A 26,795-nucleotide genomic window follows, 5' to 3' on the forward strand; every position below is an offset into this window, starting at 1 on the left:
TCATGACGACGCAGCCGACCAGCGACTTCCACGTCAAGGCGAACCTGCTCGCCACCGACGACAGCGAATATGGCGGCAATTTCAGCGTCACCGGCCCGATCAGCGAAACGCTCGGCTATGTCTTCTCGGCCAGCTATTCCAACTGGGGCGGCAATGTCCGCAACGTGATCGATGGCCGCGACGTCAACGGCCGCGAGACGCTCAGCACGCGCGCGAAGCTGAAGTGGAAGGCCTCGCCGGACGTCGTCTTCACGCTTTCGGGCAACTACATGAACGGCAACACCACGGTGGGCCGCCCGTTCATCCGCATGACGCCGGGCGCGGTGCTGCGCCGCCAGCCGGGACTGACCGCCGACATGACGCTGCCCGGGATCACCGTCGATCCGCGCAACCAGAAGGTGGCGAACAACGATCGCGCGGGCACCAAATACTGGGGCTGGGGCACGATGCTGCGCACCGACATCAACATCGGCAAGATGAACGTGCTGGGCCTCACCTCCTACGACAAGTTCCGCATGGACGACTATATCGACCATGACGACACCGCGGCGTCGGGCACCTATGGCCGCAACATCCAGGTCGGTGCGTTCAAGTCGCGGCTGTTCACCCAGGAGATCCGCCTGCTGTCGCCGGGAACGGACGCGTTCCGCTACGCGCTCGGCGTCTACTACGCCAATGTCGGCTTCCAGCGGCCGTTCCTGCGCGGCCCGGTCTTCTCGACCGCCAACTGGTTCGCGACGTCGGGCTCGCGCCAGATCGCGGCGTTCGGCCAGATCGACTGGGAGTTCGTGAAGAACCTCACCGCCACCGTCGGCGGACGCGCGCAGAACGAGCGGGTGAAGTACAGCTTCCTCGACAAGAACCTGGCGGTGCCGGCCAGCTGGGCGGGCCGTGCCAGCGACAATGCCACCACCTACCGCCTCGGCCTGCAATATCAGGCGACGCGCGACGTGATGCTCTTCGGCAGCTACGCCACGGGCTACAAGGGCCAGACCTACGATCTGACCACCGGCTTCAACAGCAATCGCGCCGATGCCGGCCCGATCCGTCCGGAGCGTTCGAAGGACAAGGAGTTCGGCGTCCGCACCCAGTTCTTCGGCCGTCGCATGACGTTCAACGTCACCTATTTCGACACCGACTATACCGACCTGCAGGCCCAGTCGATCGAGACGCTGGCCGACGGCACCAGCAACTATCGCCTCACCAACGTGGGCGGGCTCAACACCAAGGGCCTCGAGTTCGAGACGGCCGCGCGCATCACCCACGACCTGTCGGTCAACGGCAGCGCGACCTATCTGGATGCGACCTACACCTCGTTCCCGGTCGCGCAATGCTATCCGCTGCAGACCGCGGCGCTGGGCTGCGTGGCGGGCTCGCCGTCGTACCAGAACCTGACCGGCACCCGCGCGATCCAGTCGCCGGAATGGAAGGCCAATGCGACCGTGGAATATGCGCCCGCACTGACCGAGAAGCTGAACGGCGTGCTCCAGGGCAGCTGGCAATATACCTCCAGCCTCCATTATGTCGCGCGCGACCCGGAGACCTTCCAGAAAGCCTTCAGCATCTTCAACGTCAGCGTCGGCGTGCGCGATGCCAAGCGCCGCTGGGAAGCGACGCTGTTCGTCAACAACCTGTTCGACAAGCAGTATTTCCAGTCGTTGGTGAACACGTCGGCCAATTTCAACGTCAGCAGCGCGGCCGGTTCGGCAAACGCCATCGCTACCCAGGGCGTGCTGCCGCGCGATTTCCGCCGCTATGCGGGTATCCGCTTCGGCATGAATTACTGATACAGCCCGAAAGCGGGGCAGGTGCGCGACATCTGCCCCGCCATCGGGAGGGACTGGATGACCGTACGGACCTGGATCGTGGCCGCCATCTGTGCGGCCGCGATCTTTTCATATGGAGAGGGCCGCGCGCAGCAGGCGCCGGCAATCCCGAGCGTCGACGCGCCGGAACTGGCGGCGCTGGGCGGCTACGGCATCGGCGTCGCCGATCTGGACTTTGTCGACAAGGGCCGCGCCGATCCGCTGCAGGGCGCGGACGCACCGGCGGTGGGCGACCGGCATATCCCCGTGAAGCTCTGGTATCCGGCCGTGGCCAAGGGGGAGGGGGCGGGGACGCGCTACCGCACCGCGCTGCCGGGCGAGAAGGGCAGCGACGTGCCGTTCGAGGTGCCGGGGCTCGCGATTCCCGGCGCGGCGGCGGCGAAGGGGCGGTTTCCGCTGGTGATCCTGGCGCACGGTTACAGCAACACGCCCGAGGTACTGTCCTGGCTGGGCGAGAACCTCGCGAGCAAGGGCTATGTCGTGGTGGCGCCGGCCTTCCGCGATCCGCCGATCACCATCCGCACCCCCGCCGCGCGTGCGGGGCCGCTGGCGAGCCGCCCGCTCGACATCGCCTTCGTGGCCGCCGAGGCGCAGCGGCGCGCGCGCAGCGGGCAGGGCGTGTTCGCCGCCGCCGATGCCGGTCGCACCGCGCTGATCGGCTATTCGATGGGCGGCTACGGCGTGCTGACCGCCGCCGGGGCGCCGCTCGATCCCGGTCTCGCCGCCGCAACCCGCAGCGTGCTTGCGCCCTATGTCGCAGGCGCGGTGAAGGCCGCTGCGCTCAAGGTCGCGGACGTGAAGGCGGTGGTGGCGATTTCGCCGGCGAGCAATCTCTACGGCACACCGCTCTGGGCGACGCCCGGCGTGGCGGCGATCCGCGCGCCGACGCTGTTCATCGTTGGCAGCCAGGACCATGTCGTCGGCTATGAAACCGGCGTGCGCACGCTGTTCGACCAGGAAGTCCATGCGCCGCGCTACCTGCTCACCTTTCGCGAGGCGGCGCACAGCATCGCGCTGATCGGCGCGCCGCCGGCGATGCGCGAGAGCTTTTGGGACATGGACTGGTTCGAGGATGCGGTGTGGCGCAAGGACCGGCTGATGGCCGTGCAGGCGCACTTCATCACCGCCTTCCTCGATCGCAACGTCAAGGGCGAGGAGGCCAAGGCCGCCTATCTCGACGGGCTGGTACCCAATTCCAACGAGGGCAAATGGCCCGGCGCCCCCGCTGGCCGCTATGCCGGGTTCAGTCCCGGGGCACCGGCTTCGACCATCTGGAAGGGGTTTCAGCCCAGCCGGGTTTCGGGAATGAACTTCGAGTTCAGGCCTGCCCAGCCCTGAGCGGGCTCAGCACTCGACGACGTTGACCGCCAGGCCGCCGAGGCTCGTCTCCTTGTACTTGGAGCGCATGTCGAGGCCGGTCTGGCGCATCGTCTCGATCACCGCGTCGAGCGAGACCTTGTGGGTGCCGTCGCCGTGGAGTGCGAGCATCGCGGCGTTGATCGCCTTCACCGCGCCCATCGTGTTGCGCTCGATGCAGGGGATCTGCACCAGCCCGCCGATCGGATCGCAGGTGAGGCCGAGATTATGCTCCATGCCGATCTCGGCGGCATTCTCGATCTGCGCGTTGCTGCCCCCCAGCGCCGCGGCGAGCCCGGCCGCCGCCATCGAGCAGGCGACGCCCACTTCGCCCTGACAGCCCATCTCGGCCGCCGAGATCGACGCCTGGCGCTTGTAGAGGATGCCGATCGCCGCGGCGGTGAGCAGCAGGCGGCGGCTGCCTGCCTGGGTCGCGTTGCCGACGAAACATTCATAATAGCGCAGCACCGCCGGGATCACGCCCGCCGCGCCGTTGGTGGGCGCGGTGACCACGCGGCCGCCCGCGGCGTTCTCCTCGTTTACCGCCAGTGCCCAAAGGCTTACCCATTCGAGCACCGAGGCGGGCTCGACCCGGGGGCCGCGCGCCATCAGCTTCTGGTGCAGCTTGCGCGCGCGGCGGGGCACCTCCAGGCCGCCGGGCAGGATGCCGTCCTGCACCATGCCGCGATCCATGCAGGCGTTCATCGCATCGTGGATGCCGTCGACAAAGGCGAGCGTCGCCGCATCGTCGCGCCAGCCGCGCTCGTTGGCGAGCATCAGTCCGGCGATGTCCAGCCCGAGCTCGTCGCAGCGCTCCAGCATCTCGCGGGCGCTGGCGAAGGGGTGGTTGGTGCCGGCGGAGAGGCTCGCGGCGTCATCCGCGCCCTCGCGCCGGATCGCGCCGCCGCCGACCGAATAATAGGTCCGCTCCAGCACCGCGCCGTCGACCAAGGTCGCGCGCAGCTTCATGCCGTTGGGGTGGCCGGGCAGGAACTGGCGCTTGCGGAACTTGATGTCCGCCTCCGGATCGAAGCCGACCGAGGCCGTGCCGCCCAGCAGGATGCGGCGCTCGGCGGCGATGGTCGCGAGCATCGGCTCCACCGCATCGGGATCGACACCATCGGGCCGCTCGCCCGCCAGCCCCAGCACCACCGCGCGATCGGTCGCGTGGCCCTTGCCGGTCAGCGCCAGCGAGCCGAACAGTTCGCAGCAGAGTTTGGTGATGTGCCGACCGTCCGCCACCACCCAGACCGCGAAATCGCGCGCGGCGCGCATCGGCCCCACGGTATGCGAGCTCGACGGCCCGATGCCGATGGTGAACACGTCGGTGATGCTGATCGGCCCTGCATTCGGCCCGACGCCTTTGGTCGCCACGGAACCCGTCTCCTGAAACACTCGGTTGCGGGCCCCTTCTGTCCGTTTGCCTGAGATCGCTATCCCGTCGGCGGGTGCGCGGGGCACCACTCTCCAGAATGTGGTTGTCGGAAGGTCCTTTTGCCTGAGAGTTTCCGGGGCGGTTGCTCCTTCGGCGATCCGGTTTCCCGGATTCTCTCCCTTTCCGACATCTTGTGTTTCGCCGTGGCGGCGATCGCTGTCAAACGCTCATTCGTGCGAGTGCCGGCAGCAGCTCGGCATAGGAATCGATCACCGCCTCGGCGCCAAGCGTCGCCACCGGGACCGCCGAGAAGCCGAAGCTGCACGCGATCACCGGCACGCCCGCCGCCTGCGCCGCCTGCACGTCGTAGATCGAATCGCCGACGAACGCCGCGGGCCCGCCGCAGCGCGCCAGCATCTCCAGGATCGGTGCGGGCGAAGGCTTGGTGGTGCCCGGCCCCAGCGTGTCGCCGCCGATGACCGTCGCGAAGCGGGGGAGTAGGCCGGTCGCTTCCAGCAGCGGCAGGGTCAGCGCCTCGGGCTTGTTGGTCACCACCGCCAGCGTGGCCCCGCGTGCCGCCAGCGCATCCAGGGCATCCAGCATCCCCGGATAGGGGTGGCTATGATCGGCGACATGCGCGGCATAGGCCTCGACGAAGCGCGGGTGGAGCGCATCCACGACCCTGGCATCGCCACCCCCGGTTGCTGCCACCGCCTGCTCCAGCAGCGCGCGTGCGCCGCGGCCGACCATCGGCAGCACCCGATCCATCGGCAGGGCAGGGCGGCCGTCCGCCACCAGCACCCGGTTGAGCGCCGCGGCGATGTCGCCGCTGGTATCGAGCAGCGTGCCGTCGAGATCGAAGCCGATGGTGGCGAACGGAAAATCGGTCATGCGCGGGCCATGGCACCGGCCTACTGGAAATGGCAACCGATGCGTGGCAGTGCCGGGCGCTCAATCACCGGAGAAGGCCCACGTGACTGCACCCATCGCCGCGATCATCCTCGCCGCCGGCAAGGGCACGCGGATGAAGTCCGATACCCACAAGGTGCTGCACCCGATCGCCGGGCGGCCTATGCTGCTCCACCTGATCGACAGCGTGAAGGCGCTGGGCGCCGCACGCGAAGTGGTAGTGGTCGGTGCCGGTCGCGCGCAGGTCGAGGCCGCCGTGACGCCGCTGGGGGCGGAGACCGTGCACCAGGCCGAACAGCTCGGCACCGGCCATGCGGTGCTCCAGGCCAAGGCGGCGCTGGCAGGCTTCGAAGGCGACGTGCTGATCCTCTATGGCGACGTGCCGCTGGTGACCACCGCGACGATGCGGCGGATGGTCGAGCGGCTGCATGGCGAGGACAAGCCTGCCGTGGTGGTGCTCGGCTTCCGCCCGGCCGATCCCGGCGCCTATGGCCGGCTGATCGTCCAGGGCGGGGATCGCCTGTCGAAGATCGTCGAATATAAGGATGCGAGCGCGGAGGAGCGCGCGGTGACCCTGTGCAACTCCGGGCTGATGGCGGTGCGCGGCGCCGATCTCTTCGCGCTGCTGGAGCGGGTGACCAGCGACAATGCGGCGGGCGAGTATTACCTTACCGATATCGTCGGGCTGGCCAATGGCGATGGCCGGGTGGCCGCGGTCATCGAGACGGACGCGGTGGAAGTCGCCGGCGTCAACAGCCGCGGCGAGCTGGCTGCGCTGGAGGCGGAATGGCAGCAGGCGCGCCGGACAAGGGCAATGGTGGAAGGCGCGACGCTGATCGCACCCGAGACGGTGTGGTTCGCCCACGACACGCAGCTCGGTCGCGACGTGACGATCGAACCGAACGTGGTGTTCGGGCCGGGCGTCACCGTGGCGGACGGCGTCACGCTGCGCGCCTTCAGCCATATCGAGGGCGCGACGATCGCCAGCGGCGCCACCGTCGGCCCGTTCGCGCGGCTGCGCCCCGGCGCGGTGTTGGAGGCGGACAGCCATGTCGGCAATTTCGTCGAGCTGAAGAACGCGGTGCTGGGCCGTGGCGCCAAGGCCAACCATCTGACCTATCTGGGCGACGCTATCGTCGGCGCCGGCGCGAATATCGGCGCGGGCACGATCACGTGCAATTACAATGGCTTCCTCAAACAGAAGACGGTGATCGGCGAAGGCGCGTTCATCGGTTCGAACAGCGCCTTGGTGGCGCCGGTGTCGATCGGCGACGGCGCGATCATTGGCGCCGGATCGGTCATCAACCGCGACGTGGAGGCCGATGCGCTGGCGGTCGCGCGCCCGGAGACATTGAAGAAACGGGGCTGGGCGACGACCTTCCGGGCAACCATGCAGGCACGAAAGGCCGCCAAATGACCGATCGCTATACCGACAAGCCGTTTCTCAAGCTGCTCGACGCCTATGTGCTCGATGCGATCGGCCATCTCGACGAGAAGAGCGATGCCCAACTCACCGCCGCTGAGCCGGCGCTGCGCGAAGCGTTCGGCGGTGACGGCGACTGGCGGGGCATCGTGGTCCAGCGGATGCAGTTCCCCGAGGGCATCGCCGGCGCGATCCGCGAGGTATGGGAAAAGGGCGCGGTGCGCTTCCGCGAGGAACAGGGGCACGAGCCCGATCCGGGCGAATTTACCCGGATCTTCATCGATACGAACTTCCCGCATTGACCGCTATTGGGCACGATCAGCCACTCCGCTTCGTGAGTCTAAGCCTCGATCCTTACGGCGTGGTTCCCGCTGCGCGATGCGCGTAGCTGAGGATTCGGGCGAGTTGCCACCCCTGGGGCGTCCATTTCCACAGCTGAACGAAATGGGCGATGCCGGCGAGCTTTTCGGGGCCTTCTCCCTTGCGCTCGTAGAATTGATGATCCCCCTCCTCGATCGCGCCAAAGCCGGGTACCGGATCGACCCGGAAGCTGCCCTCCACCAGCGCGCGGCGACTGCGCCAGGCGTCCGGGGCCTGTCGCTCCCGGCACAGCTTTTCATAGCTGGTCATGAAGGCGTCGCGACCGAGCAACGCGCCGCCGCGATCATGGTACATCTCGACATCCGGCGTCACCAGCATCGCTACCCGCGCGGGGGCGCATGGCCCGAAATAAGCGGCGAACATGGCCGCGTCGGCGGCCCGGATTTGCTGCGTCAGTTGCGGGCCGGTGGGAATTTCCGCCGGCGCCAGGGCGAGAAGCGCGAGTGCGAGGGGAAAAGGCATTTACGGTTTCCAGGTGTGCTGAATGAATAATACACCTGCGTCGATCAACTGGCAATATCGCGCGCTGGGCCGACCCGGCCATTCATCCTCCGGTCACCATCGCCCAGCTAGCGGCGGCCGCCGGCCCGCGCTAGGGCGGGGGCAGGAGGACGGATGCCATGTGCGGAATCGTTGGAATCGTGGGCAAGGAAGACGTCGCGGAGCGTCTGTTCGAAGGCCTCAAGCGGCTGGAATATCGCGGCTATGATTCGGCCGGCATCGCCACGGACGTAGACGGCCGCATCGAGCGCCGCCGCGCCTCGGGCAAGCTGGTGAACCTGGGCAAGGAACTCGGCGCCAACCCGCTGCCCGGCACCACCGGAATCGCGCATACCCGCTGGGCGACGCATGGCGGCCCGACGACCAACAACGCGCATCCCCATGCCACCGGCGAAGTGGCCCTCGTCCACAACGGCATCATCGAGAATTTCAAGGCGCTGCGCGAGGAGCTCACCGCCCGCGGTCGCAGCTTCACCAGCGAGACCGATACCGAGGTCGTCGCGCATCTGCTGAGCGAGAAGGTCGAGGCCGGCATGGCCCCCGCCGATGCGGTGCGCGAGGTGCTGCCGCGCCTCCACGGCGCCTTCGCGCTCGCCATCCTGTTCCGCCAGCATCCCGATCTGCTGATCGGCGCGCGGCTCGGCTCGCCGCTGGTCGTCGGCTATGGCGAGGGCGAGACCTATCTCGGTTCGGACGCGCTCGCGCTGGCGCCGCTCACCCAGCGGATTTCCTATCTGGAAGAGGGCGACTGGGTCGTCATCACCCGGGACGGCGCCGATATCTTCGACAAGGACAACAATCCCGTCGAGCGGCCGATCACCATCTCGGGCGTCACCGGCGAGCTGATCTCCAAGGGCAACCATCGGCATTACATGCTGAAGGAGATCTACGAGCAGCCGATCGTCGTCGCCCAGACGCTGCGCGCCTACCTCCAGCGCATGGAGGAGAAGGTGACGCTGCCGATCCCCGACTTCGATCTCTCCGCGATCAAGCGGGTGACGATCGTCGCGTGCGGCACCAGCTACTATGCCGGCATGGTGGCGAAATACTGGTTCGAGCAGTTCGCCCGCGTGCCGGTCGACATCGATGTCGCCTCCGAATTCCGCTACCGCGCGCCGGTGATGGAAGAAGGCGGGCTGATGATCGTGATCAGCCAGTCGGGCGAGACGGCGGATACGCTCGCGGCGCTCCGCCATGCCCGCAGCGAGGGGCAGAAGATCGCCGCCGTGGTCAACGTGCCGACCAGCTCGATGGCGCGCGAAGCGGACCTGCTGCTGCCAACCCATGCCGGCCCGGAAATCGGCGTAGCCTCGACCAAGGCGTTCACCTGCCAGTTGGCGGTGCTGGCGGCGCTGGCGGCCAATCTGGCCAAGGCCAAGGGGCGGATGGACGAGGCCGAGGAACGCCGCATCGTCCGCCATCTGGGCGAGGCGCCGGCCTCGCTCAACGCGGCACTTGCCTATGACGAATCGATCCAGGCGATGGCGGGCGTGATCGCGGCGGCGCGCGACGTGCTGTATCTCGGGCGCGGCACCGATTATCCGCTGGCGCTGGAAGGCGCGCTGAAGCTCAAGGAAATCAGCTACATCCACGCCGAGGGCTATGCCGCCGGCGAGATGAAGCACGGGCCGATCGCGTTGATCGACGATGCCGTGCCGGTGATCGTGATCGCGCCCTCGGGCCCGCTGTTCGACAAGACCGTCAGCAACATGCAGGAAGTGCAGGCGCGCGGCGGCAAGGTGGTGCTGATCTCCGATTATGACGGCATCCAGGCGGCCGGCGACGGCTGCATCGCGACGATCACCATGCCCAAGGTGCATCCGCTGATCGCGCCCCTGGTCTATGCCGTGCCGGTGCAGCTTCTCGCCTATCATGTGGCGGTGGCCAAGGGCACGGATGTCGACCAGCCGCGCAACCTGGCGAAATCGGTGACGGTGGAGTGAGGTGGAATTTCCTCCCCCTGGCGGGGGAGGAAGGGGCCTCGGACCGGGTCGCTGCGAGCAAATGTGGCCGTCTTGCTGCGGATGTCGGTCTCCCGCTTCGTCTAAGGCTTTGAGTTTCGTACGTTAGAAAAAGACGAAATTCGGCCCGCTTGCCGCCCTGTTCCGGCGGTCTATATCGCTCGCACCTGCAGCAAAGATCGATCGATGACCGCAACCACCCGCCCCGAAGGGCCCCGAGGCCCCAGCCTGCTCGCATCGATCCACGATGTCGGGCCCCGTTCCGAGGGCGCGGTCGACCGGCTTTCCGAGCTGTTCCTCAAGCATATCGGCGCGCCGCGCTATGCAATGCTGGTGGTGCCGGATCACTGGGGTTCGGCGCCGCTGGTCCCCGGCAGCCCCTTCGCCACCCGGCTGCGCGCCTGGGCCGATTCGGGCATCGAGATGTTCCTGCACGGATGGTTCCACAAGGATGTGTCCGAGCACGCCTCGGCAGGTGCGCGGTTCAAGGCCAAGCACATGACCGCCGGCGAGGGCGAGTTTCTCGGCCTCGATTATGCCACCGCGCGCGACCGGATGACGCGCGGCCGGGCGCTGGTGGAGGATATCATCGGCCGCCCGGTCACCGGCTTCATCGCCCCCGCCTGGCTCTATGGCGACGGCGCCCGCGCGGCGCTGCGCGACCTCGATTTCGCGCTGGCCGAGGATCATTTCCGCGTCTGGGCGCCGCAGCAGCAGGATCGCGTGCTCGCCAAGGGGCCGGTGATCACCTGGGCCAGCCGCAGCAAGGGCCGGATCGCCTCGTCGCTCGCGGTGGCGGCGCTGGCCCGGGCGCTGCTGCCGCGCCGCCCGGCGATGCGGCTGGGCGTGCATCCGGGGGATGTCACCGTGCCGGCGCTGCTGACGAGCATCGACAAGACGCTTGGTGCGCTCACCAAGGGCGGCCGCTTCGGCCAATATCGCGAACTGCTGGAGACGCATTGATGCGCATCCTCGACGTCTGCGCCTTTTACAGCCCCTATGGCGGCGGCGTGAAAACCTATGTCCGGCGCAAGATGGAGCTCGGCGCCAAGCTGGGTCATGAGATCATCATCCTCGCCCCCGGCGAACGCGAGGAGATCCTCGAGGAGCGCGACGGCGCGATCCTGGCGACGATCCCGGCGCCGCTGCTGCCGCTCGATCGCCGCTATCGCTACTTCGACGACGAACCGGCGCTCCACGCGGCGCTCGATCGCTGGCGCCCCGATTTCGTCGAGGCATCCTCGCCCTGGCGCAGCGCTTCGATGGTCGCGCGCTGGCAGGGCTCGGCGCGGCGTGCGCTGGTGATGCACGCCGATCCGCTGGCGGCCTATGCCTATCGCTGGTTCGGCACGATCGCCAACCGCGAGACGATCGACAAGGGATTCAGCTCCTTCTGGCAGCATCTCCGCCGCCTGGACGACGGCTTCGACCAGGTGGTGACGGCGGGGCGCGATCTCGCCCGCCGGCTGACCGAGGGTGGCCTCACCAAGGTGGTGACGATCCCGATGGGCGTGGAGCCCGGATATTTCGATCCTTCTTTGCGCGACGAATCGCTCCGCGCCGAGCTGCTGGCGAGCTGCGGCCTCGGGCCGGAATCGACCCTGCTGATCGGCGTCGGCCGGCTGGCGGCCGAGAAGCGCTGGCCGATGGTGATCGAGGCGGCGGAAGCCGCGGCGGGGCGGCACCCCATGGGCCTGATCCTGATCGGCACCGGTACCGCCCGTTCGAAGGTGATCGCCGCGATCGGCCGCAATCCGCATGCCCAGTTGTTCGAGCCGACCAGCAACCGCGAGCAGCTCGCCCGCGTGCTCGCCAGTTCCGACGCGCTGGTCCATGGCTGCGAGGCGGAGACCTTCTGCATGGTCGCTGCCGAGGCACGCGCGAGCGGCCTGCCGCTGATCGTGCCGGACCAGGGCGGCGCGGCGGACCAGTTCGTCGAGGGGCAGGGCATGCTCTACCGCGCTGCCGATCCGGTCGCGTTGCGCGACGCGCTCACCCAGTTCGTCGATACGACGCCGCTGTTCCACCGCATGCGCGCCACCGCCGATGCGCCGACCACGCGGACGATGGACCAGCATTTCGAGGAGCTGTTCGCCAGCTACCGGGCGATGGCGTATTCGCGGGCGGCGTGAGGCAGGCGGGTAGGCGGTAGCCGCTTGCGGCTGCTCCCGCGCGTACCGACTGGCGGCGCCGGAAAGCGGGCACGCGGCCGGGCTCCCCCGCCCATCTACTTCCCCGCGACCACCGCCGCATCCCATGTCGCCCAGTCGATCGCCCGCCCGGGATAGGCGACGTGCTGGAACGGCCAGTCCCGTGCGACCCAGTCGCGTACCCAGGCGTAGAGTTCGGCATCGAAGCCCGCGTCGTGCTCGGCCTTCGTCACCCATAGCTGCACCATCGCGTCATGACCGCCGACGGGGCTCGGCGCGATATAGACGCAGCCGCGCTCCCGGCGGCCGTCGGGGGTGAGCACTGCATAGGCGAAGGATTTGCGCATCCGGAAGCGCGCCTGTTCTGTCTCCATGTCGCGCATCGCATCGGCAGCGGTGATGCCCGGGTGGGGCCATGCCGTGCCGCGCGTGAAGGTCTTCTGCAGATGCTCGATCGAAGACATGTAGGCGGCGAAATCGATCTGCACCAAGGCGGGGCCGAGCGGCACCAGCTTGAAGCCCGGGGCGGTCACCAGCGATGGCGGGCGGAAGCGTGCGGGCACGAAGTCGGGTGCGCGGTGGGCCTGTGTCTTGGGTGAGTCCTGCGCCGTCAGCGGTGCCGCTGCCAGCAAGGCGGCAACGGCGAACAGCAGGGGGCGGAACGGCATCGGCATAGCAGCGTCTCCAGCGATCCGGCGCCGCTCGTGCCCGGAACCAGGGCGCGGAGGTGCAGGGGGTGCCCTGCGATATCCCCCTGGTGCGCCGCTACAATGGGACGTTCACCCCATCAGCGCGCCGCCGCCGTGGCGACGGCCAGCCGCCGGAGGAAGCGGGGCAGCGGGCAGCGATGCTCCGTGCCCTCGTCGCACCCGTCGAGCCGCAGCGGCATCCAGGCGATGCGGTCGCGGGCGGCGCGGATGTCGGCGGCACTCTGGCTGCGATACCAGAGTCGCACGGCCCCGGTGCCGTCCGCCGACCGCACCAGCGCGATCGCGATGCCGCCGCCGGGCGCGGGATCGTCCGCGGCGAAGCCCGGCGCCCGCACCGGCACGCCCAGCACCGCGGCGAGTGCGGCGACGTTGGTGTCATGGCCGATCAGCAGGTCGAATGCCGGTGCGTCGGGTGCGGTGAGGTCTGCGGCGATGCGGTCGACGGTCGGTGCCATCTGGAAGGCGGCCATATAGGGCGGACGACTGAACACATCGAACAGCGCTCCGTGCACCGAGCCCAGCGTCGCAAGCTGTGCGGGCGTCACGCGGCCCCAGCCGACCTGTGCCATGGGCAGCCCCTCCAGATATTGCAGCATCAGCACCTGCGCGGTGCCCGACGCGGCGCGGATCGGCCCCTTCAGGTCGATACCATGGCCGTCCGCGCTGGCGGCAATGGAGGCGGGCTCGATCGGGCTGCACGGCGCCTCGGGGCAGGCGAGCACTTGTTCCAGCAGCGCAAGCCCGGCGGCATGGCGCCGCGTCAGTGCTTCCGCGCCGCCGGTATAGGCGAGGATCGATTCCACCGCCCGGGCGGCGTCGAAGCCCGCCGGATGGGCGCCCAGCGGCTCGAACAGCGGATCGTTCGTGCCTTCGGGGCGATGCCCGACCGCCAGCGTGCAGCCCGCCGCGAAACCCTTGGCATAGGCATGGCCGGTGGCGATCGTGCGCGGCGAGCTGTTGGTCCAGATCCGGATCGCGGTCGGCGCGGGGCAGCCTTTAGCGGGGATCAGCCCTGTCGCCGCCAGCCACCGCCGGTCTCCCCTCCCCAGGGCAAGCAGCGCCGCGCTGCCATGCGGCGTCACCTGTTCGTCGGCCGCCCGCCAGCGCGGCCAGGGGCTGCCGGTGCGGGTCGCCGGCGGCACCTCGCCGACCAGCGGCGACCGCACCCCGTGCCGCATCAGCAGCACCACCCGCTCGATCCGCGAGGGCGGCTGGGGACGCGCCTCCGCAAGCGAGGGAAGAAGCAGGGCGATAGCCGCGAGGGCGGCACTGCGAAGCTGGATCATCGGCGCCGCCTAGCGCGTCTGCATGAAGCTCTTGTGACGACAAAAAGATACCAATCTCGGAATTGGTATTATCCGAATAAATCGCGGCACTTATGCTGCGTCGCAGCAAATATGTCATGGGTGCGCAGCCAAACCGCCATGAAGATGACCCTTTTTCGAAGCGCTTCGGGCCTAGGGGCGGCGGCACCAGCGGAGAACGCGCTGGGTCCAATTCCAAGAGAAGGGCATACCAATGGGACACTGGAACAAGCGCATCGCGCTGCTTCTGGGCGGGGGCACGGTCGCACTGCTCGCACCGGGCCTGGCGCTGGCCGCCACGCCGCGGGACGATACCGTCACCGCACCGGCGACCGGCGAAGAGGATCAGGCGCGCGAGGGCGAGGCGATCGTCGTCACCGGCCAGCGCGTCGCGATCAAGCAGGTGCAGGAAGAGCAGGTGAAGAACGCCTCGCTCGTCACCATCGTCTCGGGCGAGGAACTGCGTGCGCAGCCGCAGCAGAACCTTGCGGATCTGCTCACCCGCCTGCCGGGCCTCAGCTCCTCGGTCGACCAGTCGCGCAATGCCGCCGCGACCGGCGAGGCGCAATATCTGTCGATCCGCGGTCTCGATACCGCCTACAACGCCTATGCCTTTGACGGCGTCCGCCTGGCGCAGACCGATGCGCGGACCCGCGCCATTTCGATGAACCTGCTGTCGCCCTTCGCGCTGTCGGAAGTGCGCGTCGACAAGGCACCGACCGCCGCGCAGGACGGCGACGCGATCGCCGGCGTGATCGATCTACGCACCGCGTCACCGTTCGATTTCGGTGCCCACCATCTTCAGCTGCGGGTGCAGGGCCAGCTTGCCGGCCGCGCCGCCGCGCGCGATCAGGATCGCTGGGGCGGCACCGTCCAGCTGGAGACGGCGCAGCGCCTCGGCGACCATCTCGGCATCTTCGCGTCGGGCTATTACGGCAAGAAGAACGTGTTCAGCGAGTCGGTAGCGCTGCACCGCGAATATACCAAGATCGACGGCAACCAGCCGGGCCGGATCCGCGACAATCTCAACAACGTGATGCCGATCGGCGTGATCTGGCAGGTCTTCCAGAACAAGATCGAGCGCTTCGGCGGCACGGTCAACATCGAGTGGAAGGGGGACACCACCGATCTGTATGCCCGCACCACCTATGGCGAATACCGGCTGAAGAGCTGGATGGACCAGACGGCGGCACGCATCTCCGGCCTCACCGCCGGGCAGACCAACCCCAATGCCGGCAGCAAGCTGGGGTCCAACTATGATGCGGCGGGCTATCTCGCCATCTACGGGCTGGGCGGCAGCAACTATTTCCGCACCGAGCACAGCAACCAGCGGCTGTTCACCACCAAGCTAGGCGGCGAGACCCGGCTGGGCGACCTGACGCTCGACTATAACGGCGCCTATTCGCGCGGCGCGACCAGCTATCCGCTGCGCATCCAGGCGAGCTGGCGCAGCCCCACCTATATCGGCCCGAACGCGACCGGCCCGGCGACCTACCAGCTGATCACCAGCCTTGCCGATCGCATCAGCCCGCAGGTGGTGCTGAACGATGCGGCACGCGCCGCCATCACCAACTTCGACACCTTCGCCCAGGCCTATACCACGGCCCAATTCGAGGATTCGTGGGAATCGAAGCTCGAAGGCCGCACCGATGCGACCTGGCGCTTCGGCGATCGCGGGCTGTCGTCGATCCAGGCCGGTGCCAAGGTCGAGACGGCCAAGCGCTATTCGAACAGCCTCGGCGACGACGGTGCGCTGCAATACAGCTTCTCCGCCGGGGATCCCAACCAGACCCGCCTGAGCGGGGTGCCGGGCAAGCGCCTGAACGGCTTCATGACCAACGCGCAGGTGCCGATCTACATCCCCGATCACAATTGGGTCGAGGCGCAGAACGCCAAGCTGTCCCTTTCCAAGCTGGCGGGCATCGATCCGGTCAAGCTCGAGGAGAACCGGCTGGACGGCAAGGAGCGTCGCACCGGCGTCTATCTCCTCGCCAACTTTGCCTTTGGCGGGCTCAGCATCACCCCGGGCGTCCGCTTCGAGCACAATTGGTTCTGGGGGCGCTACTGGCAGGACAATGGCAAGACGTCTGGCTTCACCACCAGCGCGCGCAGCTATGATCAGTGGCTGCCGAGCCTGATCGCTTCCTATCGCCCGGGCGAGAACACCGTGTACCGCTTCTCGGTGCGAAAGAGCTATTCGCGTCCGGCGTTCGACCTGCTGTTGGGGCCGACCAGCGTCTCGCGCGACGATAGCGGCAAGGTGACCTCGATCTTCGTGCCGAACCCCAATCTCGACGCGGTGACGGCGTGGAATGTCGATACCTCGATCGAGCACAAGGGCGCGGGCACGGACCTGTTCTCGGCGGCGCTCTACTACAAGCGCCTCAACCATGTGATGTTCTCGACCGGCACGACCAACTCGACCGGCGATCTCAACGTCTGGACCTCGCCGAACACCCAGCTTTCGCCGGACGGGGTGGAGATCCAGACGCTCGACACCAGCGGCAAGGGCAGCGTGTACGGTATCGAGCTGTTCGCGCGGTACAGCCCGAAGGGGCTACCGGGCCTGCTCGACGGGCTGGGCTTCCAGGGCAACGTCACGCTCCAGCGGGCCGATGCCACGGTGTTCGTGTCGAACGCCTATCGCCGCCAGCGCATGCCGCAGGCGCCGCAGGTGATGTTCAACACCGAATTGTTCTGGGTGCATGGCGGCTTCAACGCCGCGCTGAACTATGCCTATACCGGCAACAAGCTGTACGACCTGCGCTCATCGCAGCCGGACACCTATATCCAGCCGGTATCGACGATGAACGCGATCTTCAGCTACACGCTGAACCAGCATCTCAGCGCCGGCATCTCGGTGCAGAACCTGCTCAACGCGCACACCTATTGGGCGACGGCAGGGGTCGGCAAGGCGCTGCTCTCGGTGGACCGCAAGGGCGGCTATGTCGAGGTCGGCCGCACCTACATGCTCAACCTCTCATACGCATTCTGAGCAAAGAAAAGGGCCGGTCCGTCGAGGGAGGGAGTACGGACCGGCCCGATGCGCAAGTGCTCTCTTGTACTCGGAAAACAAGTCGGCGCCCCACGGGGGGATCGGAATGTGAGGCGCCGACTTGCTCCAAAACGGCGTTGCATCGCGTCAGTTCGAAGCACGCCGATACGCTGGTTACTGGCGAAGGGGGCGGGGGGAGTCGCTCCGTATCGCGTGCCCCCTAGATAGCGGGGCGGCGTGATTCCGATAATTCGGGACGAGCCCCATCCGGGTTTGTCCGGATGTATTGCTATCGATTGCAGTCGGCCACCGCCGCCAGCACCGGCGCGGCCCATTCGGGGCGGCAGATCAGCAGATCGGGCAGGCTCGTGCTCGCTTCGTTATAGACGATCGGGCTCCCGTCGATGCGCGAACAGTGCAGCCCGGCGGCGAGCGCGACGGCCACGGGCGCGCAATTGTCCCATTGGTGCTGGCCGCCCGAATGCAGGTAGATCTCGGCCTCGCCGCGCACCACGGCCATCGCCTTCGCGCCGGCCGATCCCATGCCGACATGCACCGCGCCGATCGTGCTGCCGACTTCGGCACAGAGCTGGCTCGCGCGCGTACGGCTGACGAGCATGCGCGGCGGCACCTGGGCCGGGAGCAGCGCGGGCGGCGTATCGCTGGCGAGCGTCAGGCCCAGCCGGGGCAGGGCCACCGCGCCCACCGCCGGCTTGCCGTCGATGGCGAGGGCGACATGCACCGCCCAATCCTCACGTCGTTCGGCGAACTCGCGGGTGCCGTCCAGCGGGTCGATGATCCAGACCCGGTTGCGCTCGAGGCGGACATGGTCGTCGGCCGATTCCTCGGAGAGGATGGCGTCCTCCGGCCGGGCAGCGCGCAGCCGCTCCAGGATCAGTGCGTTGGCCTCACGATCGCCGCGTGCCCCGCCGGCGCAATCCTCCTGGATGCGCAGCAGCAGCGCGCCGGCTTCCTCGGCGATCGCGTGGGCAAGCTTGGCGTCGTTCAAAGCACCGGGCTCCATACGCCCATGATCGCCTCGACGATCTGCTCGGCCGCTTCCTCGGGGCTGGTGCGGCTGGTGTCGATGCGGATCTCGGGCGCGAGCGGGGGTTCGTAGGGGCTGGAGATGCCGGTGAAATTGGCGATCTCCCCCGCACGCGCCTTCTTGTAGAGCCCCTTCACGTCGCGACGCTCGGCCTCTTCCAGCGGCGTGTCCACGAAGATCTCGAAGAATTCGCCCTCCGCCAGCAGCGACCGCACCATCGCCCGTTCCGCGCGGAAGGGCGAGATGAAGGCGGTCAGCACGATCAGACCGGCATCGGTCATCAGCTTGGCGACCTCGCCGATGCGGCGGATATTCTCCACCCGATCCTGATCGGTAAAGCCCAGATCGCGGTTGAGCCCGTGGCGAACATTGTCGCCGTCCAGCAGGAAGCTGTGCTTGCCGAGCGCGTACAGCTTTTTCTCGACCAGATTGGCAATGGTCGACTTGCCCGAGCCGGACAGGCCGGTGAACCAAAGGAGCCGCGGCTGCTGGCCCTTTTGCTGGGCGTGCGCCTCGCGCGTGATCTCGATCGCCTGCCAGTGGACGTTCTGGGCGCGGCGGAGCGAAAATTCGAGCATGCCGGCGCCGACGGTGGCGTTGGTCAGCTTGTCGATCAGGATGAAGCCGCCAAGGTCGTGGCTTTCGGCATAGGGCTCGAATACGATCGGCCGGTCGGTGGCGATCTCCGCCACGCCGATGTCGTTGAGCGCCAGCGTCTTCGCCGCGCTACGTGCCATGGTGTTGACGTCGATCGCATATTCCGGCGCGCGGACGACGGCACTGACCGTCTGGGTACCGAGCTTCAGCCAATAGGCGCGGCCGGGCAGCAATTCGGCCGGGTCCATCCAGACGAGGGTCGCCTTGAACTGGTCGGCGGCCTGCGGTGGCGCATCGGCGGCGGCAATCACGTCACCGCGCGAGCAGTCGACCTCGTCGGCAAGCGTCAGGGTGACCGACTGACCTGCGACCGCGACGTCCAGGTCCCCACCCATCGACACGATGCGCGCGACGCTGCTGGTGCGCCCCGAGGGCAGGATGCGGACCGGGTCACCCGGGCGCACGGTGCCGCTGGCGACGAGCCCCGCAAAGCCGCGAAAGTCGAGATTGGGGCGGTTCACCCATTGCACGGGCATGCGGAACGGCTTGACCCGATCGGCATCGGCATCGACGTCGACGATTTCCAGATGGTCGAGCAGCACCGGGCCGGTGAACCAGGGCATCGCGTCGCTGCGCGTGGTGACATTGTCGCCCCGGAAGCCGGAGATCGGGATGGCGGTAAAGTCGCGGATGCCGATCGAGCCGGCGAACGCGGCATAGTCGGCCACGATGCGATCGAACACCGCCTGGTCATACTCGACCAGGTCCATCTTGTTCACCGCCAGCACCAGATGCCGGATGCCGAGCAGGTGCGCCAGATAGCTGTGCCGCTTGGTCTGGGTGAGCACGCCCTTGCGCGCGTCGATCAGGATCACGGCGAGATCGGCGGTGGAGGCGCCGGTCACCATGTTGCGGGTATATTGCTCATGGCCGGGGGTATCGGCGACGATGAACTTGCGCTTCTCGGTGGCGAAGAAGCGATAGGCGACGTCGATGGTGATGCCCTGCTCGCGCTCGGCGGCGAGGCCGTCGACCAGCAGCGCGAAATCGATCGCCTGGCCCTGGGTGCCGACGCGCTTCGAATCATTCTCCAGCGCGGCGAGCTGGTCTTCGAAGATCTGCTTCGAATCGTAGAGCAGCCGGCCGATCAGCGTCGACTTGCCGTCGTCCACCGATCCGCAGGTGAGGAAGCGCAGCAGCGACTTGTGCTGGTGCAGGTCGAGATAGGCAGAGATGTCGGAGGCGATCAGCGCGTCGGGGCGATAGGCGGTCATCAGAAATACCCCTCCTGCTTCTTCTTCTCCATGCTGGCGGCCTGGTCGTGGTCGATCGCGCGGCCCTGGCGCTCGCTGGTGGTGGTGAGCAGCATTTCCTGGATCACCGTTTCCAGCGTGTCGGCAGTGCTCTCCACCGCGCCGGTGAGCGGGTAGCAGCCGAGGGTGCGGAAGCGGATCGAGCGTTCCACCGGCACTTCGCCGGGCCTCAGCCGGAACCGCTCGTCATCGACCATGAGCAGCATGCCGTCGCGCTCCACCGTCGGGCGGGGGGCCGCGAAGTAGAGCGGCACGATCTCGATGCCCTCGGCCAGGATATACTGCCAGATGTCGAGTTCGGTCCAGTTGGACAGCGGGAACACCCGGATGCTCTCGCCCTTGGCCTTGCGGGCATTGTACATCCGCCACAGCTCGGGGCGCTGGTTCTTCGGGTCCCAGCGGTGGCTGGCGGTGCGGAAGCTGAAGATGCGCTCCTTGGCGCGGCTCTTTTCCTCGTCGCGCCGCGCGCCGCCGAACGCCGCATCGAAGCCATATCTGTCGAGCGCCTGCTTGAGCCCCTCGGTCTTCCAAAGATCGGTGTGCAGGCCGCCATGGTCGAACGGGTTGATGCCGCGGGCCTTGGCGTCCGGGTTCTGGTGCACCAGCAGTTCCATGCCCGCCGCCCTGGCCGAGCGCTCGCGCATCTCGTACATCGCCTTGAACTTCCAGGTCGTGTCGACATGGAGCAGCGGGAAGGGCGGGGGCGCCGGGTGGAAGGCCTTGCGGGCAAGATGCAGCATCACCGCGCTGTCCTTGCCGATCGAATAGAGCATCACCGGGCGCTCCGCCTCGGCGGCGACTTCGCGCAGGATGTGGATGCTCTCGGCCTCCAGCCGCTGAAGATGGGTCAGCGGCGCAGGCGATGCGGGGGCGGTGTCCATGGTGCTCGTTTGCAGCATGACGGAGCATGTAAAAAGCCCCGGGCGTCCGCGCGATCTAGTTATTGTTTAGCGCTGCATACCCGCCCCCGCCGATCGAGCGGCGAGGGCGGGCAGGCGAATCAGTCGCGGCTCGGCTTGCCGACGCCGGTGTATTGCAGGCCGGCGCGTTCGAGTTCGGCCGGCGGATAGATGTTGCGCAGGTCGACCAGAACGGGCGACTTGAGGCTGTTCTTGATGCGGGTGAGGTCGAGCGCGCGGAACGCGTCCCACTCGGTGACGATCACCAGCGCGTCTGCGCCGTCGGCGGCCGCATAGGGGTTTTCGACAAACTCGACATCGGTGAGCATCTTGCTCGCCTGCTCGACGCCTTCCGGGTCATAGGCCTTCACCGTCGCGCCCGCATCCTGCAGCGCCGCGATGATCGAGAGGCTGGGCGCGTCGCGCATGTCGTCGGTATTCGGCTTGAAGGTGAGGCCGAGGATGCCGACGGTCTTGCCGCGGACGTCGCCGCCCATCGCCTTGATTACCTTGCGGCCCATCGCGCGCTTGCGGGCGTCGTTCACCTGCACCGTCGCTTCGACGATGCGCAGCGGCGTCTCGTTGTCGGCGGCGGTCTTCATCAGCGCCAGCGTGTCCTTCGGGAAGCACGAGCCGCCATAGCCGGGGCCGGCGTGGAGGAACTTGCCCCCAATACGGTTGTCCATGCCGATGCCGCGCGACACTTCCTGCACGTCCGCGCCGACCTGCTCGCACAGGTCCGCGATCTCGTTGATGAAGGTGATCTTCACCGCGAGGAAGGCGTTGGCGGCGTACTTGATCAGCTCGGAGGTACGGCGGCCGGTGAACAGGACGGGTGCCGACTGGTTGAGCGACAGCGGGCGATAGATCTCGCGCATCACCTGGCGCGCGAACTCGTCCTCGGTGCCGACGACGACGCGGTCCGGGCGCTTGAAGTCCTCGATCGCCGCGCCTTCGCGCAGGAATTCGGGGTTCGAGACGACCTTGGCGCCGCTGTTGGGGGCGACCTCGGCGATGATCCGCTCGACTTCGTCGCCGGTGCCCACCGGCACGGTCGACTTGGTGACGATCACGCTCGGCTTGGTCAGGTTCTCGGCGATCTCGCGCGCGGCGGCGAAGACGTAAGAAAGATCGGCATGGCCGTCGCCGCGGCGGCTGGGGGTGCCGACGGCGATGAACACCGCATCGGCATCCTTCACGCCCTCGGCGAGGTCGGTGGTGAAGGACAGGCGGCCCGCCTTGACGTTGCTGGCGACGAGCGCATCGAGACCCGGCTCGTAGATGGGCATCACATTCTGGTGAAGGAGCTCGATCTTGCGCGCGTCCTTGTCCACGCAGACGACTTCATGGCCGAAGTCCGAAAAGCAGGCTCCCGAAACCAGGCCCACATAGCCCGTGCCGATCATCGCAATGCGCACGATTTTCCCCTATGACAAAAAGGCTGTCTCCAGCGGTCCACCAAGGCTCTTAACCGAACCTGATGTGACCGCAACCCGTCGCAGTGCAGCATTTTTGCTTTCGGACGCCGTGCCAAAGAAAAAGGCCCGCGGGGCGCGGGCCATTTTCTTGTCGGTTGTTTCAGCCGGCGACGTGACCGTCGCCGGCTGCATAGCGAGGTTCAGAGCGGACGGATGTCCGTGCCGCCAGCGCCATCACGGAAGAAGAGGTTGAAGAAGGTCATTTTTTTGGCTCCCATTTCTGCGCTGTTACGCGCAAGTCATTTCGTTAATGAAAAATTTACCGGTCGGCAATCGGGGAATCTGCGGAGGTTTCTGCTGCACATGCATGAAGATGCGCATTTACCATTCGTAAAAGGGCAGCCCGTAAAGCTCGGAGCCCGACGTGCGGGGGGCGAGGTGGCAGCGGGAAATGCGAGGCGATCGGCGTTCGAAAATAGCCGCAAATGCCGGTTTTCCGGCAGATTTATTCATCAACCAGTAGTTTTTCACGGAACTGTCCTTTATTCGGTGTGTAGCCGGAGCAGGCGGCGGGAGGGCGTGCGGTGAGCCATGGCTTGAATGTTTCGGCGTTATGCCGAGTGACCAATTTCGAGACAGTGCGCCGTATTTTGGGAAAAGCCGGGCTTCAGAGCGTGCTCGGGACCATTGCTGATCGAATCGCGGCCGACGCGGACGATGTCGAACTGGCGGGTGCCAGCCGCGATCTGATCGAGGTGATGTTGCGGGCGCCCGACGCGGATGCGGCCGCGGTCCGGCTGAAGACGATGCTGGGCGAGATGCAGGCCTGCCAGCGCGCGCTTGGACTTGCTGCCCGGCTGGATTTCGAGATCGGTGCGGCCTGGTCGCCCGGCGGGGAAGGCGACGGGCTGCGCCTCCTGGAAGCGGCGGAAGCCGCACTCGCCCGGGCCGGCAACCAAGGCGGGCTCAGCGTGATCGACCTGTCGGTCGCCGATCGCTCGGTGGATCGTCTGACGCTGATTGCAGAATTGCCGCGCGCGATCGCTGCCGGCGAGATGTTCCTGCACTATCAGCCCAAGATCAACGTGCGTCAGCAGAAGGTCGCAAGCGCCGAGGCGCTGATCCGCTGGCAGCATCCCGATCGCGGGCTCGTCCTGCCAGGGGACTTTATTGCCGCTGCCGAGGAATCGGGCCAGATCGCCGACCTCACGCTCTGGACGCTCCGGCGCGTGATCGCCGACCAGCGTGCACTGGCCGCCAGCGGCTACGACCTGCCGCTGTTCCTCAATATCTCCGGCATGCTGCTCGCCGACACGGCGTTCATCGAGGAATCGTGCGCGATCATCACCGCGCACCCGCAGGCGAAGCTCGGCTTCGAGATCACCGAGACGGCGGTGATCCGCGATCCGGAAAGCGCCATCCGGCACCTTCAGCAATTTGCGGACCACGGCGTGGTTCTTGCGATCGACGATTACGGCGCAGGCCTCTCGTCCCTCGCCTATCTCAAGCAGCTCCCCGCCAAGGAGCTGAAGATCGACAAGATGTTCGTGACACAGCTCACCTCCAGCCACCGCGACCCGCTGATCGTCCGCTCTACCATCGATCTTGCCCACGCACTGGAGATGGAGGTGACCGCCGAGGGCGTGGAGACGCCGGCTGCGCTGGCGCTGCTCAGCGTCATGGGCTGCGATCTGGTGCAGGGCTATCTCATCTCGCGCCCGGTGCCGTTCGCGGCGCTGTGCGCCTATCTGGGCGAGCAGGAGCAACTGGCGGAAACTATGTCCAGCCGCCCGGTATTTCTCCGGTCCGGAAGTTCGTGGACGCGCGCTTGACCGGGCGTGGCAGGCGTGCTCGCGCCTGCCTGGCAATGGCAGCGACGATCGTCTGCCTGGCTCCATCCGGGAGCCTGGCGCAGCGATTGCCGACAGACGTTGCGGCACTTGTGCGCGAAGCGCGCGGGCGGATTGTCGACCAGTCGGCCGATCCCGAACCGATCATTGAGCGTATCGACGGGTTGGCGGGAAAGAGTTCCGACCCCGGCGAACGAGCGCTGGTCCACGGAACCGCCCTGTGGCTGCGTGCGGAACTGCAATTGCGTTCGGACCGAACAGAGGCCGCCCGCGCCTCCCTCAACGCGGCGCAGCAGGCGCTGGCAAAGGTGAGCGGTCCCGTTTCCCTGAAGGGAGACCTTCAGATTGCCTTCGGAAACCTGTTCCTCACGCAGGACAAGGCTGCCGATGCGCTCTTCGCGTTCCAACGCGCCTATCGGATCTTCGAGCAGTTGCGGGAGCCGCGAAGCCAGGCGATGGCGTTGCAAAGCATCGGCACGCTCTACACCACGGCCTCCGACTTCAATCGTGCCGAGCGCTACTTTCGGCAGGCTGCGCTTCTGTATGACGGAGACCCGCTGCTTTCGCTGGCGCTGCACAACCGGCGCGGCAACGTGCTGTTGATGCTCGAGCGCTATCGGGATGCAAACGCCGAATATGGCGCCGCGGTCGCGCTGGCGCGCAAGCTGGGGAAACCGTTCCTCGAAGTCCGTGTTCTCGACAATCTGGCGCGGAGCCAGGTCGAGTCCGGCAACCTTGAGGCTGCCAACGCGACGCTGGCGCGCGCCTTCTCCCTGGCAAAAGGCGCCGACGCCAGCGGATTGCGCCGGCTGCTGAACGCGACCGCCGCGCGGGTGGCCAACGACCAGGGCAATACGGAGCGCGCTGCGACCCTCATCCGGGAAACGTTCAAGGGGATGGACCTCGCGAGCACCACCCAGGACTTTCGGACCCCGCATCTCTACGCCTACATCATCTATCGCAGGCTGGGCCGCGACCGGCTGGCCCTGCTCCATCTCGAAGCGCTCAAGCGACTGAACGAAGAGGCGGCGAAGGTCGCCACCAACAACAGCGCGGCGCTGATGGCGGCCCGGTTCGACTATGCGAACCAGGAACTGACGATCCAGCGGTTGAAGACCGAGCAGTTGCGCAAGGCGGCGCAGTTCCAACGGGTGCTGTTCCTGGCGCTCGGCGCCGCGACGCTGATCGTGATCGTGTTGCTGAGCGTCGGCCTGTTGACCATCCGCCGCAGCCGCAATCAGGTCCGTGCCGCCAACGCGGTGCTCGCCGCTACCAATGTCGCGCTCGAAAAGGCGCTGCATGCGAAGACGGAGTTCCTGGCAACGACCAGCCACGAGATCCGCACCCCGCTCAACGGCATCCTCGGCATGACCCAGGTGATGCTGGCGGACCGTGCGCTTGCGGCCGACGTGCGCGAGCGGCTGGAACTCGTGCAGGGCGCCGGTCTCACGATGCGGGCGCTGGTGGACGACATCCTCGATGTTGCGAAGATGGAGAGCGGCAACCTGACCATCGATCCGGTGCCGATGGACTTCCGTGCGCTCGCGACCGATGTGGCGCGCCTCTGGTCGGAACCGGTCGCCGCCAAGGGCCTGCGCTTCGTCTGCGCGCTGGACGATGCGCCCGATTGGATCGTCAGCGACCCCGGACGGCTGCGCCAGCTGTTGTTCAACCTGCTGTCCAACGCCACGAAGTTCACCGCAGCCGGGGAGGTCGGCCTTCACGTAGCCGTCGTCCCCGCATCGGCGGATGCCGGGGAGCGGCTCCAGATCGCCGTCTCCGACACCGGGATCGGTATCCCGGCAGAGAAATTGGGGGAGATCTTCGAGAGCTTCCGTCAGGCCGATTCCAGCACCACGCGGCAATATGGCGGCACCGGCCTCGGTCTCGCCATCTGCCGAAACCTCGCGCACGCACTGGGAGGGACGGTGCTCGTCGCCAGCACGCCGGGGGAGGGCTCCACTTTCACGCTCGACCTGCCGCTGGTCCGCACCGCGCCGCCCCAGGCTTCGGTACCGGCCGCATCCGGCCCGGCCGGGGTACTGCTCGTCGAGCGCAACCCGATCACCCGCGCAATGCTGCGCGCCGTGTTCGAGAAGGCGGTGCCGAACCTGCATTTCGCCGCCGATGCCGGGGAGGCGGCAAAGCTACTCGAATTGGAAGACTTCGCCGCGTTGATCGTTGACGAAGCCGCGCTCGGCACCGCAACGGAGGACGGTCTGGTCGAGTTGGCCAATCTCTGCCGGGTCCAGCCCGGGATCCGGATCACGATATTGACGGCCGCCGGTGGCGATGGCGCGCGGCGGGTACAATTTATGGACGCGGGCGTAACACAAGTTATAGAAAAGCCGGTCGCTGGCGCAGAATTGCTGGAAGCCGCGGTGCCGGCATCTGCGCGGACGACGGATGATGTGGGGAAAGACCCGCTTGTAACACGGGCGGCTTAGGGCGATAATACACTCCGACATGCAAATTTTGGCTGAAACGCTGGTGTCTGCCCTGGTGGGCGAGCCTCGATGAACATCCTGTTCATCGAAGACGACCCAATGAATCGCCGCGTTGTCAAAGACATGCTGGACGTGGCGGGCGCAACCATGGCCGAGGCCGCTTGGGCGGAGGAGGGGCTCGCCCGAATCGACTCCGAAACGTTCGACATCGTTCTGGTCGATCTGCGCATGCCCGGTACCGACGGTTTCGAGACGATCCGCCAGATCCGTGCGCGCACCGATGCCAAGGCGGGGCTGCCGATCATCGTCGTCACCGCCGACACGGCGGGGGG

Annotated in this window: 20 protein-coding genes and 1 riboswitch; of the genes, 11 read left to right on the top strand and 9 right to left on the bottom strand. The window is 67.1% G+C overall.

Going from position 1 to position 26,795, the window contains the following annotated elements:
- Positions 1-1,787, top strand: a 1,787-nt coding sequence (locus KK7_RS0117520; protein WP_010545947.1) for a TonB-dependent receptor, incomplete at its 5' end; no start/stop codon positions are given.
- A 57-nt stretch (positions 1,788-1,844) separates the two neighbouring features.
- Entirely contained in the window at positions 1,845-3,164 is a 1,320-nt protein-coding gene (locus tag KK7_RS0117525) for an alpha/beta hydrolase family protein (RefSeq protein ID WP_010545948.1), read from the top strand.
- A gap of 6 nt (positions 3,165-3,170) precedes the next feature.
- On the opposite strand, the gene KK7_RS0117530 is transcribed toward KK7_RS0117525, so the two are convergent.
- Together KK7_RS0117530 and KK7_RS0117535 are read right to left on the bottom strand one after the other, a co-directional pair.
- Positions 3,171-4,556: an L-serine ammonia-lyase gene (locus KK7_RS0117530; RefSeq protein ID WP_010545949.1), complete on the bottom strand. Its 1,386-nt coding sequence runs from the start codon at positions 4,554-4,556 to the stop codon at positions 3,171-3,173.
- Positions 4,557-4,658: 102 nt separating this feature from the next.
- A riboswitch (glycine riboswitch) is annotated at positions 4,659-4,749 on the bottom strand.
- Positions 4,750-4,776: 27 nt separating this feature from the next.
- Entirely contained in the window at positions 4,777-5,448 is a 672-nt protein-coding gene (locus KK7_RS0117535) for an HAD-IA family hydrolase (protein ID WP_010545950.1), read from the bottom strand.
- A gap of 82 nt (positions 5,449-5,530) precedes the next feature.
- Between KK7_RS0117535 and glmU the strand changes: the two genes are divergently transcribed.
- The gene (gene glmU / locus KK7_RS0117540) at positions 5,531-6,883 is read left to right on the top strand and encodes a bifunctional UDP-N-acetylglucosamine diphosphorylase/glucosamine-1-phosphate N-acetyltransferase GlmU (protein WP_010545951.1); all 1,353 of its coding nucleotides are present in this window, start codon (positions 5,531-5,533) and stop codon (positions 6,881-6,883) included.
- Positions 6,880-7,191: a hypothetical protein gene (locus KK7_RS0117545; RefSeq protein WP_010545952.1), complete on the top strand. Its 312-nt coding sequence runs from the start codon at positions 6,880-6,882 to the stop codon at positions 7,189-7,191. The genes glmU and KK7_RS0117545 overlap by 4 nt, the downstream gene beginning before the upstream one ends.
- A gap of 52 nt (positions 7,192-7,243) precedes the next feature.
- On the opposite strand, the gene KK7_RS0117550 is transcribed toward KK7_RS0117545, so the two are convergent.
- Positions 7,244-7,732, bottom strand: a complete 489-nt coding sequence (locus KK7_RS0117550) for a nuclear transport factor 2 family protein (RefSeq protein WP_010545953.1) — start codon at positions 7,730-7,732, stop codon at positions 7,244-7,246.
- A 158-nt stretch (positions 7,733-7,890) separates the two neighbouring features.
- Between KK7_RS0117550 and glmS the strand changes: the two genes are divergently transcribed.
- From glmS to KK7_RS0117565, 3 genes are all read left to right on the top strand, one after another.
- Positions 7,891-9,714, top strand: coding sequence for a glutamine--fructose-6-phosphate transaminase (isomerizing) (glmS, locus tag KK7_RS0117555; RefSeq protein ID WP_010545954.1), 1,824 nt, complete (start codon positions 7,891-7,893; stop codon positions 9,712-9,714).
- Positions 9,715-9,918: 204 nt separating this feature from the next.
- Positions 9,919-10,695 (top strand): polysaccharide deacetylase family protein, encoded by a 777-nt coding sequence (locus tag KK7_RS0117560; RefSeq protein WP_010545955.1) that lies wholly within the window; start codon positions 9,919-9,921, stop codon positions 10,693-10,695.
- A complete protein-coding gene (locus KK7_RS0117565) occupies positions 10,695-11,864 on the top strand; it encodes a glycosyltransferase (RefSeq protein WP_010545956.1) in 1,170 nt (389 codons plus the stop codon). The genes KK7_RS0117560 and KK7_RS0117565 overlap by 1 nt, the downstream gene beginning before the upstream one ends.
- Positions 11,865-11,959: 95 nt before the next feature.
- Here the strand turns inward: KK7_RS0117565 and KK7_RS0117570 are convergent, their stop codons facing one another.
- Together KK7_RS0117570 and KK7_RS0117575 are read right to left on the bottom strand one after the other, a co-directional pair.
- Positions 11,960-12,556 carry a hypothetical protein gene (locus KK7_RS0117570; RefSeq protein ID WP_010545957.1) on the bottom strand — a complete coding sequence of 199 codons (597 nt, stop codon included), beginning with the start codon at positions 12,554-12,556 and terminating at the stop codon, positions 11,960-11,962.
- A 113-nt stretch (positions 12,557-12,669) separates the two neighbouring features.
- Complete coding sequence (locus KK7_RS0117575) at positions 12,670-13,878, bottom strand: histidine-type phosphatase (protein WP_010545958.1); 1,209 nt, start codon at positions 13,876-13,878, stop codon at positions 12,670-12,672.
- Positions 13,879-14,110: 232 nt separating this feature from the next.
- Here KK7_RS0117575 and KK7_RS0117580 point away from each other — a divergent pair, with 232 nt between their 5' ends.
- Positions 14,111-16,891, top strand: a complete 2,781-nt coding sequence (locus KK7_RS0117580) for a TonB-dependent receptor (RefSeq protein WP_010545959.1) — start codon at positions 14,111-14,113, stop codon at positions 16,889-16,891.
- A 289-nt stretch (positions 16,892-17,180) separates the two neighbouring features.
- Here the strand turns inward: KK7_RS0117580 and KK7_RS0117585 are convergent, their stop codons facing one another.
- The 4 genes from KK7_RS0117585 to KK7_RS0117600 all read right to left on the bottom strand — a co-directional run bounded on the left by KK7_RS0117585 (position 17,181) and on the right by KK7_RS0117600 (position 22,166).
- Positions 17,181-17,915 (bottom strand): 3'(2'),5'-bisphosphate nucleotidase CysQ, encoded by a 735-nt coding sequence (locus KK7_RS0117585; RefSeq protein WP_029623404.1) that lies wholly within the window; start codon positions 17,913-17,915, stop codon positions 17,181-17,183.
- Complete coding sequence (cysN, locus tag KK7_RS0117590) at positions 17,897-19,810, bottom strand: sulfate adenylyltransferase subunit CysN (protein ID WP_010545961.1); 1,914 nt, start codon at positions 19,808-19,810, stop codon at positions 17,897-17,899. The genes KK7_RS0117585 and cysN overlap by 19 nt, the downstream gene beginning before the upstream one ends.
- Positions 19,810-20,748 (bottom strand): sulfate adenylyltransferase subunit CysD, encoded by a 939-nt coding sequence (gene cysD / locus KK7_RS0117595; protein ID WP_100207631.1) that lies wholly within the window; start codon positions 20,746-20,748, stop codon positions 19,810-19,812. The genes cysN and cysD overlap by 1 nt, the downstream gene beginning before the upstream one ends.
- A 101-nt stretch (positions 20,749-20,849) precedes the next feature.
- A complete protein-coding gene (locus KK7_RS0117600; RefSeq protein WP_010545963.1) occupies positions 20,850-22,166 on the bottom strand; it encodes a UDP-glucose dehydrogenase family protein in 1,317 nt (438 codons plus the stop codon).
- Positions 22,167-22,840: 674 nt separating this feature from the next.
- On the opposite strand from KK7_RS0117600, the gene KK7_RS21105 reads away from it, so the two are divergent.
- From KK7_RS21105 to KK7_RS0117615, 3 genes are all read left to right on the top strand, one after another.
- Entirely contained in the window at positions 22,841-23,998 is a 1,158-nt protein-coding gene (locus KK7_RS21105) for an EAL domain-containing protein (protein WP_010545964.1), read from the top strand.
- 35 nt (positions 23,999-24,033) lie between these two features.
- Positions 24,034-26,463, top strand: a complete 2,430-nt coding sequence (locus KK7_RS23515) for an ATP-binding protein (RefSeq protein ID WP_086011780.1) — start codon at positions 24,034-24,036, stop codon at positions 26,461-26,463.
- 69 nt (positions 26,464-26,532) lie between these two features.
- Positions 26,533-26,795: response regulator (locus KK7_RS0117615; protein ID WP_010545966.1), on the top strand; the 263-nt coding region annotated here is incomplete at its 3' end.

This window comes from Sphingomonas elodea ATCC 31461 (assembly GCF_000226955.1).
In the GTDB taxonomy this organism is placed as follows: domain Bacteria; phylum Pseudomonadota; class Alphaproteobacteria; order Sphingomonadales; family Sphingomonadaceae; genus Sphingomonas; species Sphingomonas elodea.